13 protein-coding genes, 1 tRNA gene, 1 rRNA gene and 3 other annotated features are annotated in these 13,747 nt (G+C 34.9%); of the genes, 8 read left to right on the top strand and 7 right to left on the bottom strand.

Annotated elements, in window-relative coordinates:
* Positions 1-403, top strand: a sequence feature (23S ribosomal RNA rRNA prediction is too short).
* Positions 404-414: 11 nt separating this feature from the next.
* Positions 415-1,105 (top strand) — a sequence feature (23S ribosomal RNA rRNA prediction is too short).
* A 1-nt stretch (position 1,106) separates the two neighbouring features.
* Positions 1,107-1,953 (top strand) — a sequence feature (23S ribosomal RNA rRNA prediction is too short).
* Positions 1,954-2,106: 153 nt separating this feature from the next.
* Positions 2,107-2,213: ribosomal RNA gene (rrf, locus tag BN863_RS14045) — 5S ribosomal RNA — on the top strand.
* Positions 2,214-2,565: 352 nt separating this feature from the next.
* Here rrf and BN863_RS14040 read toward each other — a convergent pair.
* The gene (locus BN863_RS14040) at positions 2,566-3,030 is read right to left on the bottom strand and encodes a GNAT family N-acetyltransferase (protein ID WP_038531758.1); all 465 of its coding nucleotides are present in this window, start codon (positions 3,028-3,030) and stop codon (positions 2,566-2,568) included.
* Between the two features lie 265 nt (positions 3,031-3,295).
* Here BN863_RS14040 and BN863_RS14035 point away from each other — a divergent pair, with 265 nt between their 5' ends.
* Together BN863_RS14035 and BN863_RS14030 are read left to right on the top strand one after the other, a co-directional pair.
* Positions 3,296-3,664: a GNAT family N-acetyltransferase gene (locus BN863_RS14035; protein ID WP_242404038.1), complete on the top strand. Its 369-nt coding sequence runs from the start codon at positions 3,296-3,298 to the stop codon at positions 3,662-3,664.
* Positions 3,665-3,714: 50 nt separating this feature from the next.
* Positions 3,715-3,787: transfer RNA gene (locus BN863_RS14030), tRNA-Gly, on the top strand.
* Positions 3,788-3,820: 33 nt separating this feature from the next.
* Here the strand turns inward: BN863_RS14030 and pepE are convergent.
* Positions 3,821-4,528 (bottom strand): dipeptidase PepE, encoded by a 708-nt coding sequence (gene pepE / locus BN863_RS14025; RefSeq protein WP_051774836.1) that lies wholly within the window; start codon positions 4,526-4,528, stop codon positions 3,821-3,823.
* Positions 4,529-4,639: 111 nt separating this feature from the next.
* Between pepE and BN863_RS14020 the strand changes: the two genes are divergently transcribed.
* From BN863_RS14020 to BN863_RS14000, 5 genes are all read left to right on the top strand, one after another.
* Positions 4,640-5,431 carry a carboxypeptidase-like regulatory domain-containing protein gene (locus BN863_RS14020; protein WP_038531755.1) on the top strand — a complete coding sequence of 264 codons (792 nt, stop codon included), beginning with the start codon at positions 4,640-4,642 and terminating at the stop codon, positions 5,429-5,431.
* A gap of 1 nt (position 5,432) precedes the next feature.
* Entirely contained in the window at positions 5,433-6,209 is a 777-nt protein-coding gene (locus BN863_RS14015; protein ID WP_038531754.1) for a carboxypeptidase-like regulatory domain-containing protein, read from the top strand.
* A 54-nt stretch (positions 6,210-6,263) separates the two neighbouring features.
* A complete protein-coding gene (locus BN863_RS14010; protein WP_038533681.1) occupies positions 6,264-6,767 on the top strand; it encodes a DUF6702 family protein in 504 nt (167 codons plus the stop codon).
* Between the two features lie 59 nt (positions 6,768-6,826).
* Positions 6,827-9,133, top strand: a complete 2,307-nt coding sequence (locus tag BN863_RS14005; RefSeq protein ID WP_038531753.1) for a M1 family metallopeptidase — start codon at positions 6,827-6,829, stop codon at positions 9,131-9,133.
* A 79-nt stretch (positions 9,134-9,212) separates the two neighbouring features.
* Positions 9,213-9,500 (top strand): Sec-independent protein translocase subunit TatA/TatB, encoded by a 288-nt coding sequence (locus BN863_RS14000; RefSeq protein WP_038531752.1) that lies wholly within the window; start codon positions 9,213-9,215, stop codon positions 9,498-9,500.
* Here BN863_RS14000 and BN863_RS13995 read toward each other — a convergent pair whose 3' ends face one another.
* The 5 genes from BN863_RS13995 to BN863_RS13975 all read right to left on the bottom strand — a co-directional run bounded on the left by BN863_RS13995 (position 9,501) and on the right by BN863_RS13975 (position 13,741).
* Positions 9,501-10,142 carry an O-methyltransferase gene (locus tag BN863_RS13995; RefSeq protein WP_038531751.1) on the bottom strand — a complete coding sequence of 214 codons (642 nt, stop codon included), beginning with the start codon at positions 10,140-10,142 and terminating at the stop codon, positions 9,501-9,503.
* A gap of 201 nt (positions 10,143-10,343) precedes the next feature.
* Positions 10,344-10,796, bottom strand: coding sequence for a hypothetical protein (locus BN863_RS13990; RefSeq protein ID WP_038531750.1), 453 nt, complete (start codon positions 10,794-10,796; stop codon positions 10,344-10,346).
* A gap of 1 nt (position 10,797) precedes the next feature.
* Positions 10,798-11,580 carry an SDR family oxidoreductase gene (locus BN863_RS13985; RefSeq protein WP_038531749.1) on the bottom strand — a complete coding sequence of 261 codons (783 nt, stop codon included), beginning with the start codon at positions 11,578-11,580 and terminating at the stop codon, positions 10,798-10,800.
* 244 nt (positions 11,581-11,824) lie between these two features.
* Complete coding sequence (gene msrA, locus BN863_RS13980; protein ID WP_038531748.1) at positions 11,825-12,490, bottom strand: peptide-methionine (S)-S-oxide reductase MsrA; 666 nt, start codon at positions 12,488-12,490, stop codon at positions 11,825-11,827.
* Between the two features lie 105 nt (positions 12,491-12,595).
* On the bottom strand, positions 12,596-13,741 hold the full coding sequence (locus BN863_RS13975) for an acyl-CoA dehydrogenase (protein ID WP_038531747.1): 1,146 nt from the start codon (positions 13,739-13,741) through the stop codon (positions 12,596-12,598).
* Between the last annotated feature and the right edge of the window lie 6 nt (positions 13,742-13,747).

Here is a 13,747-nt window from a genome sequence, read left to right as displayed (position 1 = left end):
TAGTTTTATAGAGGTAGAGCTACTGATTGGATGCGGGGGCTTCACCGCCTACCAATTCCTGACAAACTCCGAATGCTATAAAATGTTGATCAGCAGTGAGGGCATGGGTGCTAAGGTCCATGTCCGAGAGGGAAAGAACCCAGACCATCAGCTAAGGTCCCCAAATATATGTTAAGTTGAAAAAACGCGGTTGAACTGCTTTGACAGCTAGGATGTTGGCTTGGAAGCAGCCATTCATTTAAAGAGTGCGTAACAGCTCACTAGTCGAGCGGTTCGGCATGGATAATAATCGGGCATAAACATATTACCGAAGCTATGGATTTATAATTTATTATAACTGGTAGGGGAGCATTCTATAGGTGTAGAAGGTGTACTGTGAGGTATGCTGGAACGTATAGAAAAGAAAATGTAGGCATAAGTAACGATAATGCGGGCGAGAAACCCGCACTCCGAAAGACTAAGGTTTCCTCAGCTATGCTAATCAGCTGAGGGTTAGTCGGGACCTAACGCGAACCCGAAAGGGGTAGTGGATGGACAACAGGTTAATATTCCTGTACCTGCTCACACTAAAAGTGACGGAGGCGAAAAGTTAGTGCGTACTGACGGAATAGTACGTTGAAGCGAGTGGTAACACCGCGATAGTACACTGAGACTACGGTCAAGGTGATAATCTAGCAAATCGACTTCCAAGAAAAGCAAGTGAAGCAGCCCGTACCCTAAACCGACACAGGTAGTTGGGATGAGAATTCTAAGGAGCTCGAGAGATTCATGGTTAAGGAACTAGGCAAAATAGACCCGTAACTTCGGGAGAAGGGTCGCCCCACTTCGGTGGGGCCGCAGTGAAAAGGTCCAGGCGACTGTTTATCAAAAACACAGGGCTATGCTAAATTGAAAGATGACGTATATGGCCTGACACCTGCCCGGTGCTGGAAGGTTAAGTGGTGGGCTTAGAGGTTTACCTCGAAGGTCTAAAATGAAGCCCCAGTAAACGGCGGCCGTAACTATAACGGTCCTAAGGTAGCGAAATTCCTTGTCGGGTAAGTTCTGACCTGCACGAATGGTGCAACGATCTGGACACTGTCTCAACCATGAGCTCGGTGAAATTGTAGTATCGGTGAAGATGCCGATTACCCGCTGTGGGACGAAAAGACCCCGTGCACCTTTACTATAGCTTAGTATTGGTTTTGGATAAGTAATGTGTAGGATAGGTGGGAGACTTTGAAGCGGCATCGCTAGGTGTTGTGGAGTCATTGTTGAAATACCACCCTTTGCTTATCTAGAGTCTAACCTTCATTCGAAGGGACAGTGCTTGGTGGGTAGTTTGACTGGGGTGGTCGCCTCCAAAAGAGTAACGGAGGCTTCTAAAGGTTCCCTCAGTACGGTTGGTAATCGTACGTAGAGTGCAATGGCATAAGGGAGCTTGACTGAGAGACCTACAAGTCGATCAGGTACGAAAGTAGAGCATAGTGATCCGGTGGTTCCGTATGGAAGGGCCATCGCTCAAAGGATAAAAGGTACGCCGGGGATAACAGGCTGATCTCCCCCAAGAGCTCATATCGACGGGGGGGTTTGGCACCTCGATGTCGGCTCGTCACATCCTGGGGCTGGAGAAGGTCCCAAGGGTTGGGCTGTTCGCCCATTAAAGTGGCACGCGAGCTGGGTTCAGAACGTCGTGAGACAGTTCGGTCTCTATCTACAGTGGGCGTTAGAAATTTGAGTGGATCTGACTCTAGTACGAGAGGACCCGAGTTGGACCAACCTCTGGTGTATCTGTTGTTCCGCCAGGAGCATTGCAGAGTAGCTACGTTGGGAAGGGGATAAGCGCTGAAAGCATATAAGCGCGAAACCCACCACAAGATGAGATTTCTTTAAAGGGTCGTGGGAGATGACCACGTTGATAGGCTATAGGTGTAAAGGCAGTAATGTCATAGCCGAGTAGTACTAATAACCCATAGGCTTATTGTACGCCTGTTTTTTTATAAGAGTACAAGAATTATTATTAGGATTTATATGTATGTCACCTTCGGGTATTTTTCAATATGTTAAGATATTTGCGCTAAAGCGCGGTTGATTAGTTTTCTAAGTGGAAATTAACAATCAACAATTTAAGGTGATTATTGCAATGGGGCTCACCTCTTACCATTCCGAACAGAGAAGTTAAGCCCATTAGCGCCGATGGTACTGCATTGTGGGAGAGTAGGTCGTCGCCTTTTTTATACTAAATCCTCAACATTTATTTGTTGAGGATTTTTTTTGCTTTAAACTCAACTTGAAACTTCCACTAACCACACACTATTCTGTTACTTCTTATGAGTGGACTTATTTTAAAGTTTTATATGTTAAAGCCAGTATTTGTTTAATTGTATTTTTCATCCTTTAAATAACCATTACAATACTTTTTAAGCATTTTACGTAGTCATGCTTAAAACAAATCCCATACATTCTCTATAGACGTAAAAATTACTAAAACGAATTGTTTTGAATTTATATTCAATACAATTCTAGTTTTTTTATAACTCATTTAGAATTATCTTCATTATATATACTACTCCACTTAATAATTATTTAATTCAATTGTTTATACATCGTATAATGTATTCCCACTTTTGGAATATTAAACGGTTCTCCAATAATTTTATAACCATTTCTCTGGTAAAACTTAAGAGCAGTTTCTCTTGCATTAAGCCAGATTAAATCTGCTTGTATAGATTGGATTTTAGTCTCGCCATTTTTAATTAATAGATTCCCGTATTGTAACCCTTGGAATTCTTCCAGAATAGCCATTCCACGAAGTTGATATTGGTTTACTTCTAGAAACAAATCAGAGTTAGTTTTCATAAATGTTACTACTCCAATTAAATTTGATTTTTTATATAAACCTAAATGAAATGTGTCTGCATGATTATCATTTATAAATTCACAGTCTTTAAGTGGTCGTCCTGGACGTAATATAGGTTGTCTTACAGTATATGTGTCTAGAGTGGTAATGGTTTTGACTGTGATATCGTGATGTGTATTTTCTGTTATCATAGACTTCTACTTTTATTTGTATTTGTGTAAGGTTTGCGTTAATATGATTACTAACAAATCAAAATCTAATAATCAAGTATTGATGTATCGCTATCTAAGAATATTAATATTAAAAAGGTTTAATATTGTTTCTTAGTTTCAGTATTTACAATTCAAACTTAATTATTTTTACGCCCTAAAATTATAAACCCTATTTGTATTTATGAAAATTGAACTTAGTTTTCGACAACTTAATATAGAAGAATTACCTAAAATTCTTCCGCTAATGCAGAAATTCACCCAAAATAAACATTCGGATGCGCTTTTATTTGAACGGTTTTCAGAAATGTTTGGTCAAAATTATGAATGTATAGGTGTTTTTAATGACGAAACATTGATAGGAATTTGCGGATTATGGTTCTGCACAAGACATTATAGCGGGCGTAGTATAGAAGTGGATCACGTATATATAGACGATGAGTACCAAAGTAAAGGTATTGGTAAGCAATTATTTTCTTGGATTTATACATATGCGAAAGCTAAAGGTTACGAAGCTGTCGAGCTAAATACATACGTACAAAACCATCCTTCGCATAAATTTTACTATAATGAGGGCTTTAATATACTAGGTTATCATTTTGTAAAAAAAATGTAATATTTTCTTGGATACTATTATTTAATATCTGTATATTTGCACCCGGTAATGCGAGAGTAGCTCAGTTGGTAGAGCGTCAGCCTTCCAAGCTGAATGTCGCCGGTTCGAACCCGGTCTCTCGCTCAAAGAGCTTCATAGAAATATGAAGCTCTTTTTTTATGTCAAATGCTCAAGTAATTTACCACTTTCAACTTCATAAGGTGCAAGGTCATGTTTAAAAATTCTAGCCGGAAATGGTCCTTTTAAAGTTATAGATTCTCCAAGTACTTGCAACCAACTTCCTTCTCTTAATCCTACAACGGTTTGTGTGTTATAACATAGAAATTCTTTGATTCTAGTTTCTCGGGTTTCACCCATATGCTCACTATTTACATCTGAATCTAAATAATGTGGATTGATATTAAAAGGAACTAAACCTAAAGTTTTAAAACTAGGCGGGTATACGATAGGCATATCGTTAGTCGTATTCATGGTTAAACCACAAATATTACTTCCCGCACTGGTACCTAAATATGGCGTTCCGTTTTGTACTACTTCAGTTAGAACTTCTATTGCTTTAATTTTATAAAGCTGACTTACTAAAACAAAAGTGTTACCACCACCCACAAAAATAGCTTCTGCTTGTTCTATGGCAGTTTTTGGGTTTTTAAAGGTATGAATGCCTTCAACATTAATATTAATCTTAGAAAAGGCATCCTTTGCTTTAGCTGTATAATCATCGTGGGTTATTCCGCTTGGTCTAGCGTAAGGTATAAAGAGGATTGTTTTAACGGCTTTAAAGTGCAATTTTAAATCATCTAATATATATTCTAAGTAACCACTACCAAAAACTGTAGAAGTACTTGCTATAATCATATTTTTCATCATCGATATTTTATTGTAAATTTAAGTAATAGATGGTTTTAACAAAAATTTAAATGCCTCTAATAAATTCTTAAGGTGATAAGTCGTTAACTTTAATTAAAATTGAATTATATGAAAAAAGCATTACTATTTTTATTATTGTTATCGTCTATAGGTACATTAACTGCTCAAACTATTGACCGTGTTCAGATAATGGGACGCGTGGTTGTTGCCGATACAGAAGACGTTGAAGGTGTTACCGTATACAATACGTCCTCTAACAAAGGAACAGTTACAGATGCTAAAGGAGAGTTTAAAATAGAAGCCGGCTTGTTAGATATTATTGAAATTTCTGCATTACAATTCAATACTATAGAAGTAAAGATAAGTTTAGAGATTGTAGAAAATAAACAACTTACCGTGTTTTTGGTAGAACACATTAATCGTTTAAACGAAGTGGTTATTATGCCTTATGGATTAACGGGGGTATTGTCTAAAGATTTAAACAAATTTAAAACCTTTAAGCCCGATTTAGAGAGTATAAACTTTGGTATAGATGATATTGGCGCGTACGAATTTGCAGCAGATTATCATACCGAAGCAGATATGTCTATTTTAAATCAAGGTGAGTTTTACAACGGTATGGACTTTGTAGCTATAGCGAACACCTTCTTAAAGCCTTTATTTAAAAAGAAAGACAATAAACAACAAAAAATAATTAAGGACACTGAAGCAGGTTTAGGGCTTCGAGGTATATACTCATTTTCATTTATTTCAGAAAATTTTGGAATCCCAAATTCACAAGTTGAAGAATTTATTAATTATGTCGATCAAAACATAGATTCAAAATTGTTAGAATCTGGACAAGAAATGCAATTAATAGAATATCTTTCTAAAGAAAGTAAAGTGTTTTTAGAAAAATAAGGTGCTAAAAATTAAAGTTATACTCATTAGTGTTATTTGTCTACTAATTAACACTCCGGCACTTATTGCTCAAACAATCCCAATACATGGCAAAGTTATAGGAGCAGACGATTTAGAAAATATTCATGTAATAAATAAAACGTCTAAAATATTTACAATTACAAATAGTAGTGGTGAATTCGATATTCATGTAAAATTAAATGATACACTTGTATTTTCTTCTATACAGTATTCTAATCTAGAAGTTATTATAGATGATTTAGTGGTGTTAAATAAAGAGCTTGAAGTTAATTTAGAAGAATATGTAAATGCACTTGATGAAGTTGTTGTAGGCAAAATATTAACAGGTAACCTAATGCTAGATGTTGGGAATTCTACAGCCGAACCAGAGATTAATTTCTACGATGTTGGTATTCCGGGCTACAAAGGCAAAACTAAAACTCAAGCCGAACGGCGTTTACACGAAGCAACCACTGGAGGTGGCATTGTGGCTTTAAACCCTCTGCTTAATGCCATATCAGGACGTACAAAAATGTTAAAGCGGCACATTGCTTTAGAACGAAACGATGAACTAATTCATAAAATCAGACAACGACTTGCTCAAGATTTTTTAAGTGAACACCCTATAGATGAATCCAAACAAATGGATTTTTGGTATTTCTGTTCAGATGACACAGATTTTATGAATCGCTGTAAGGATAAAAGTGATATCGAAATTTTAGCCTTTCTTAATGAAAAGTATGTACAATACTTGGCGAACATAAAATCAGATGAATAATTAAATTTAAAGAATGTATCAATTTTAGCTACATTTACGCCCTAAATGGTACAAATGAAAATCCCTAAATATTATTTATTATTAGTTTTAATACCGTTATTGGCTTTTACTTCAGCACATAAATATTATGTGAGTATTAGTGAAATTCAATACGTTAAAGAACAACAATCTGTACAAATTATATCGCGAATTTTTATAGACGATTTAGAAAAATTAGTCCGTCAGCGTTATGATGAGTCTATAACATTAGCCATTAAAAATGAATCTGAAAAGGTTGATTTTTATTTAGAGAAGTATTTCAAGGAAAAATTCCACATACAAATTAATGGAACCGCTGTTCAGTTAAAATTTATTGGGAAAGAATACGATAACGATATCGCAATTTGTTATATCGAAATACCAAGAATAGAAACAATATCAGAATTTGAAATTACCAATAAACTTTTGTTTGATGTTTTTGAAGAACAACAAAACGTTGTGAGATTAGATATAAATGATACACAAAAGAGCTTCATCCTCACCTATCACAACGATACAGGAGTATTAAAATTAGATTAAATTTCTGTTATAAGATATAAAAGTGTTATTTTTCCAAAAAAAATAGTAATTATCCCCCTATGAGAAGACTAAAGTACTTATTCCTTTCCGTAATTTTTATTACAGCGAGCGCTATGGCGCAAGAACAAAAAGCACCTGAACGCAAACAAGGTCACACTAATAATAATAAATTCAAGCAATTATACGATGAATTTTCTACGCCTAATATGTTTAGAACAGCATCGGGAGCTCCAGGTCCAGCTTACTATCAGCAACAAGCCGATTATAAAATGGATATTACATTAGATGACAAGGAAGCAAAAATTTCAGGTTTCGAAACCATTACCTATACCAATAACTCACCAGATCAGTTAAGTTATTTATGGGTACAATTAGATCAAAATGTACGTGCTAAAGATTCTAAATCACCATTAATTGAAGGTGGAGGCGTTTCTGCTGCACAACAGCCAGGTAGTTTTGTTTCAGATTATATGTCTGAACCTTTTGAAGGAGGTTTTAATATTGAAGCTGTAAAAGATACTCAAGGAAAAGACCTTGAGCATATGATTAACAGAACCATGATGAGAATTGAATTACCGAAAGCTTTAAAATCGGGTGAGAAATTTTCGTTTTCAATAAAATGGTGGTACAATATTAATGATCATGTTAATGGTCGTGGACGTTCTGGGTATGAATATTTCCCTGAAGACGGAAACAGAGCTTATGTTATTGCACAATTCTATCCAAGAATGGCTGTATATAACGATGTTGAAGGATGGCAGAATTCTCAGTTTTGGGGACGTGATGAATTCGCGTTGCCTTTCGGTGATTTTGAAGTGAATATTACAGTTCCTGCAGATCATATTTTAGATGGTACTGGAGAATTAGTTAATAGAAAAGAAGTATATACTAAGGAGATGATGAAGCGTTACGAAAAAGCGCAAAAATCTTACGAAGAGCCTGTTATAATTGTAACACAAGAAGAAGCAGAAGCTGCCGAAAAACAATTTAGTTCGAAAACAAAAACATGGAAGTTACATGCAAAAAATGTACGTGACTTTGGTTTTGCAACTTCAAGAAAATTTATTTGGGATATGATGGCCGTAAAAATTGGCGATAAAAACATCATGGCCGTTTCTATGTATCCTAAAGAAGGAAACCCATTATGGGAGCAATGGTCTACAAAAGCAGTAGCGAGTACGTTAAAATCGTATTCAAGAATGACTTTCGACTATCCTTACCTTAAAGCAATATCTGTTCATGCCAAAAATCAAGGGATGGAATATCCAATGATTTGCTGGAACTACGGACGTCCAGATAAAGATGGAAAGTATACAGATAGAATTAAATTTGGAATGATTAGTGTAATTATTCACGAAGTAGGACATAACTTCTTCCCTATGATCGTTAATAGTGACGAACGTCAATGGACATGGATGGACGAAGGTTTAAATACATTTACACAATATGTAGCAGAGCAAGATTTTGGAGAAGCATATCCAAGTGCATTGTCTACAGGGCAAACAGCATATCCGTCTAGAAGAGGACCAGCAGCTAAAATTGTTCCATACATGGGAGGTGATCAAGATTTTATAGCACCTATTATGACTAAAGGTTTAAATACTTACCAATTTGGAAATAATGCTTACAGTAAACCAGCAACGGCTTTAAATATTTTAAGAGAAACTGTTATGGGCCGTGAGTTATTCGATTATTCTTATAAAGAATACGCACGTCGTTGGATGTTTAAACACCCAACACCAGAAGATTTCTTTAGAACGATGGAAGATGCATCAGCATTCGATTTAGATTGGTTCTGGAGAGGTTGGTTCTATACTACAGATTATGTAGATATAGGGGTGAAAGATGTGAAAAAATACTTCGTATCATCTGAAGTTAACGAAGCGACTAAAGCGCAAGCTAAACGCTATGGGATGGAAGTTAGCGATCTACCACCATTAGTATATATGGTAGAAGAAGGTACAGACGAGTATAAAGAATCTTTAAAAGACGGAACGGCGATTGATAACTCTACGACTTTAAAAGAATATGTAATGGATAACTTTACGGCAGAAGAACGCAAAAAGTTAAAAGAGCCAAAGTATTTCTATAACATCACTTTCGAAAAACCAGGTGGATTAGTTATGCCAATTATTGTTGAGTATACCTATGCAGATGGCACTTCGAAAACAGAAACATATCCAGCACAAATTTGGAGACTAAACGATAAAGAAGTAAGCAAAGCAATAGCTTCAGACAAAGAAATTGTTAGTATAATTGTCGATCCAAATTTAGAAACTGCAGATGTAGATACATCAAATAATGCTTGGCCAAAAGAAACAAAACCAAGTGAGTTTGATACTTTTAAATCTAAATCTAAAAATTAACTAAAACATTATGTTAAAGCCAACTTTTTAAGTTGGCTTTTTTTTATTTTTGTAACCAAACACTTAGTATATTTGCAACGTGATACAGCATTCTACATTCTTATTTATTAGTGGTACAGAAATAATGTTTATATTATTTATTGTAGTCATGGTTTTTGGTGCCGATAAGGTACCCGATATTGCTCGCGGTTTAGGTAAGGGCATGAAAGAAATTAAAAATGCCACAAACGATATTAAATCAGAAATTACAAAAACTGCTGATAAAAGCGGAATTGACACTTCTGTAACTAAAGATGTTCAAGACCAATTAAAACAAGTTAAAGACGATTTAGAAGACTTTACTGGGTCTGTACGTCGTAAAATGTAATTACTTCTTTCTGCTAATCGTTAAACCGTCGCGAACAGAAAGTAAAACGGTTTCAATTCTAGGATCTGCCTTTAATAGTGTATTATATTCTAAAACAGCCTTTGTAGATAAATCTTTCGGATTTAAAGGTTCAATCACTTTTCCACTCCAAAGCACATTATCAGATAAAATAACACCACCTGGTCTAAGTTTATCAACAATCAAATTAAAGTAATTCGGGTAATTTTCCTTGTCAGCATCTATAAAGACCAAGTCGAATACCGGTTCTAAAGTCGGAATAATATCTATAGCACTACCTAAATGTTGGTGAATTTGTGCGCCATATTCCGAAGCATCAAAATATTTTCGCTGAAAATCGAATAACTCCTCATTTACATCAATCGTGTGTAACGTTCCTTCAGGTTGTAAACCTTCGGCTAAACACAATGCAGAATACCCAGTGTAGGTACCTATTTCTAAGATATGTAAAGGTCTAATCAATTTAGATATCATACTTAAAATACGTCCCTGATAATGTCCGCTTAACATACGCGGTTGTAAAATCTTTTGGTACGTTTCTCGGGTTAATTGCTTCAATAATTTCGGTTCGTCTTCGGTGTGTTGCACCACGTAATCGTCTAGTTCTTGAGGAATAAAATGCATAATGTAATGTATGAGTAATACTTTCTTTAAGTAATAATTAGGGCATTACTTTTGTTTATTTTGAAAAAGAAATAAACAAAAAGTCGGGCTTTCCGCTATATCTTTTTTAACCAAAACGGATTAAAAAAGGATGCCGCTGCAATCCCTAATGCAAAACTACTATAGTTTTAAGAATTAAAAGTCGACTTCAAAAAATAAAAATTAATCCTTTTTAAAATTTCGAGTCACAATCTTTTTACCTTTTCTTAAAAATAAGTCTACAATTTGGTAAGGAGACTTTGTCATATCTATACCAATATATATTTGGTACGCAGGTTTTAATCCTTTTTTACGTTCTTTAAAAATAGTTCGCTCGTACCATACTATAGGCGAAGGATCATCGGTTAGCGTTATTAAATCTTGTTTCGTAATTTCTTTTCTCGGGTACGTTTTAGAAATATAAACAGATTCAATGTTTAAATACGTTCTGTCTATAACTTCATCGCTCGCTAAATGTGCATCTACACGCTCAGGTTGCCCGTAATTTGTCCAATTCATAACTTGTTCTATAGTCTGAAGTTGGTCTATTTTAGCATTCGTATAATTTTTAACTTGTAATTGAGCTTGTATGTGTAAGCTCATCAAAAAAATAAAACCACTTAATAAATATTTCATATTATAAACTTTTAGTGCGTCCACCATCTACAGGTAGATTAATTCCATTAATATAAGCAGCTTGTTCGCTTGCTAAAAACGCTATGGCATTAGCAATTTCTTCAGGTTTAGCAAATCGATTGGCAGGTATAGTTGCTTTTAAATTATTAGTAACGGTGGCCTCAGTTTGTTCAGTTTTATTAGCAGAGTCTTTTATAATATCGAATAAACGATTTGTTTCTGTCGCACCAGGCAGGACGTTATTAACGGTAATCCCAAAAGCAGCTAATTCGTTAGATAAGGTTTTACTCCAATTTGCCACTGCACCACGAATGGTGTTACTTACGCCTAAACCATCTAAAGGTTGTTTTACCGAAGTAGAAATAATATTTATAATACGACCAAATTCTTCGGCTTTCATAAAAGGGACAACAGTTTGTGCCAAAATATGATTACATTTTAAATGTTGGGTAAAACCTAATTCAAAGGCATCTAAGGTTGCCGAAAAAACAGGACCAGCCTTAGGACCTCCCGTATTATTTACTAGAATATGGAAACTGTGTTGTTTTTTTATAAAGGTTTCTAGTTTCTGTTTTAAATCTGTAGGATTCGAAAAATCGGCTACAATATAAGCGTGACGTTCAGGATTAGGTAATTCGGAACATACGTGTTTTAATTTATCTTCATTTCTAGCTACTAAAGTAAGTTGTGCTCCTTCTTCTGCTAAAAGTATTGCTGTGGCTTTTCCAATACCCGAAGTGCTTCCGCAAACCAAAGCATATTTGTTTTTCAAGTTGAAATTCATAATAAATAGTAGTGAATTTTAAGATGTATATTTTAAAGAACAAAAATAACGATTATAAAATGTAAGCTATAAAAAGAGGGAAGAGATTAACATATAGAAAACAAAAATGCTTCAGTTGTAATTAACAACTGAAGCATTGATCATATATATAGACGCGTATCGCGGAATGGTTATACTTTATATACGTTACAATTGTATATTTGGATGTTAAACTATTGCATAAAAATATCTGTTATTTATATTATTATTGATTTTCCTTTAATAATTTAGGAAATTTCTTTTTAAAAGCATTTGTTCTAGGAATAGATACATTTTGTATGTAACCATTATTTGGGTGATGTTTCTTGTAGTCTTGATGGTAAGCTTCGGCTTCCCAAAACTTTTGAAATGGATAAACTTCTGCAACTACCTTTTTGCCTAAAGTTTTTTCTAAAAGCGATTTCTTCTTTAAAATAATTTGCTTTTGCACATCATTTTGGTAAAAAATAATAGATCGGTATTGCGAGCCATAGTCTGGTCCTTGACCGTTAGCTTGCATTGGGTCTTGAGAACCAAAATAGACATCGACTAAAGTTGCAAAATCAATCACAGATGGGTTGTAAATAACTTCAACGGCCTCTGCATGCCCTGTTTTTCCGGTGTTACTGGCTTCGTAAGTAGGGTTTTTTGTATGGCCACCCGAATATCCAGAAATAACTTCTTTTACTCCAATAACACTTTCATAAATAGATTCTACACACCAAAAACAACCACTAGCAAAGTATGCACGTGATTCATTTTTAGTTACTTTAACTTGAACAGGTTCGACATTTATAACAGCGTCTTGTTTTGGATTAGTTTGCGCTTCATGTTTACAACTAAAGGCAAAAATCGTAATAAATGTTAATACGTATAATTTTATTGATTGCATATCTTTTTTCTTTATTGAGTCGGATGTTTTACTAAAACCTTAATGAATTAACAAAAAAAGTCTAACCAAGAGGTTAGACTTTTAAATAAAAGTAATGGTTAGCTATTAGTTAGTTCCTATAAGTCGTCTTGATATTATAATTTTTTGTATTTCTGAAGTTCCCTCATAAATCTGTGTAATTTTTGCATCACGCATTAAACGTTCTACATGGTAATCCTTAACAAATCCATTTCCACCATGAACTTGAACAGCTTCAACAGTAGTGTCCATGGCCACCTGAGAAGCATATAGTTTGGCCATCGCACCAGAAACAGTATAGTCCATTTTTTGGTCTTTTTCCCAAGCAGCTTTCATACATAAATGACGAGCCGCTTCAATTTGAGTTGCCATATCTACCAATTTAAAAGAAATAGCTTGGTGGTTGCAAATAGCAGTTCCAAATGTTTTGCGTTCTTTAGAATATTTTAATGCTAACTCGTAAGCGCCAGAGGCAATACCTAATGCTTGTGATGCAATCCCAATACGTCCGCCAGCAAGTGTTTTCATAGCGAATTTAAAACCAAAGCCATCGTCTCCAATTCTATTTTCTTTAGGAATTTTTACATCATTAAATTGTAAAGAGTGGGTGTCACTTCCACGAATCCCTAGTTTGTCTTCTTTCGGTCCTACATCAAAACCTTTCCAACCTTTTTCAACTATAAAAGCATTAATTCCTTTATGTTTTTTTTCGACATGTGTCTGTGCAATAACAATATAAAAATCTGCTGTACTACCATTAGTAATCCAGTTTTTTGTTCCGTTTAACAAGTAATAATCATCGTGTTCTATGGCTGTTGTTTTCTGAGACGTAGCATCGCTACCTGCTTCAGGTTCACTTAAACAAAAAGCACCTAAAGATTGGCCTGTAGCTAATTTTGTAAGGTATTTTTGTTTTTGTTCTTCAGTTCCATAATTTTCTAAACCCCAGCAAACTAGAGAATTATTTACAGACATGACAACAGAAGCAGAAGCATCAATTTTTGAAATTTCTTCCATAGCTAAAATATAAGAAATTGTATCTAAACCACTTCCTCCATATTTTGGGTCAACCATCATACCTAAAAAACCAAGTGCTCCCATTTTTTTTATTTGCTCTTTTGGGAATTCTTGTTTATTATCGCGTTCTATTACTCCTGGTAATAATTCTGTTTGTGCAAAGTCACGAGCAGCATCACGAATCATGATGTGTTCTTCAGTAAGGCTGAAATCCATAATAAT

The sequence above is a fragment of the Formosa agariphila KMM 3901 genome (assembly GCF_000723205.1).
Taxonomy (GTDB): Bacteria; Bacteroidota; Bacteroidia; order Flavobacteriales; family Flavobacteriaceae; genus Formosa; species Formosa agariphila.
This window is presented reverse-complemented; position numbering and strand designations above follow the sequence as displayed.

Bases quoted from the DNA above. Each gene is read 5' to 3' on its own strand.
- pepE (WP_051774836.1), bottom strand. From the start codon at position 4,528: ATGAAAAATATGATTATAGCAAGTACTTCTACAGTTTTTGGTAGTGGT.
- BN863_RS13995 (WP_038531751.1), bottom strand. From the start codon at position 10,142: ATGCATTTTATTCCTCAAGAACTAGACGATTACGTGGTGCAACACACC.
- BN863_RS14010 (WP_038533681.1), top strand. From the start codon at position 6,264: ATGAAAATCCCTAAATATTATTTATTATTAGTTTTAATACCGTTATTG.
- BN863_RS13975 (WP_038531747.1), bottom strand. From the start codon at position 13,741: ATGGATTTCAGCCTTACTGAAGAACACATCATGATTCGTGATGCTGCT.
- BN863_RS14020 (WP_038531755.1), top strand. From the start codon at position 4,640: ATGAAAAAAGCATTACTATTTTTATTATTGTTATCGTCTATAGGTACA.
- msrA (WP_038531748.1), bottom strand. From the start codon at position 12,490: ATGCAATCAATAAAATTATACGTATTAACATTTATTACGATTTTTGCC.
- BN863_RS14005 (WP_038531753.1), top strand. From the start codon at position 6,827: ATGAGAAGACTAAAGTACTTATTCCTTTCCGTAATTTTTATTACAGCG.
- BN863_RS13985 (WP_038531749.1), bottom strand. From the start codon at position 11,580: ATGAATTTCAACTTGAAAAACAAATATGCTTTGGTTTGCGGAAGCACT.
- BN863_RS14035 (WP_242404038.1), top strand. From the start codon at position 3,296: ATGCAGAAATTCACCCAAAATAAACATTCGGATGCGCTTTTATTTGAA.
- BN863_RS13990 (WP_038531750.1), bottom strand. From the start codon at position 10,796: ATGAAATATTTATTAAGTGGTTTTATTTTTTTGATGAGCTTACACATA.
- BN863_RS14040 (WP_038531758.1), bottom strand. From the start codon at position 3,030: ATGATAACAGAAAATACACATCACGATATCACAGTCAAAACCATTACC.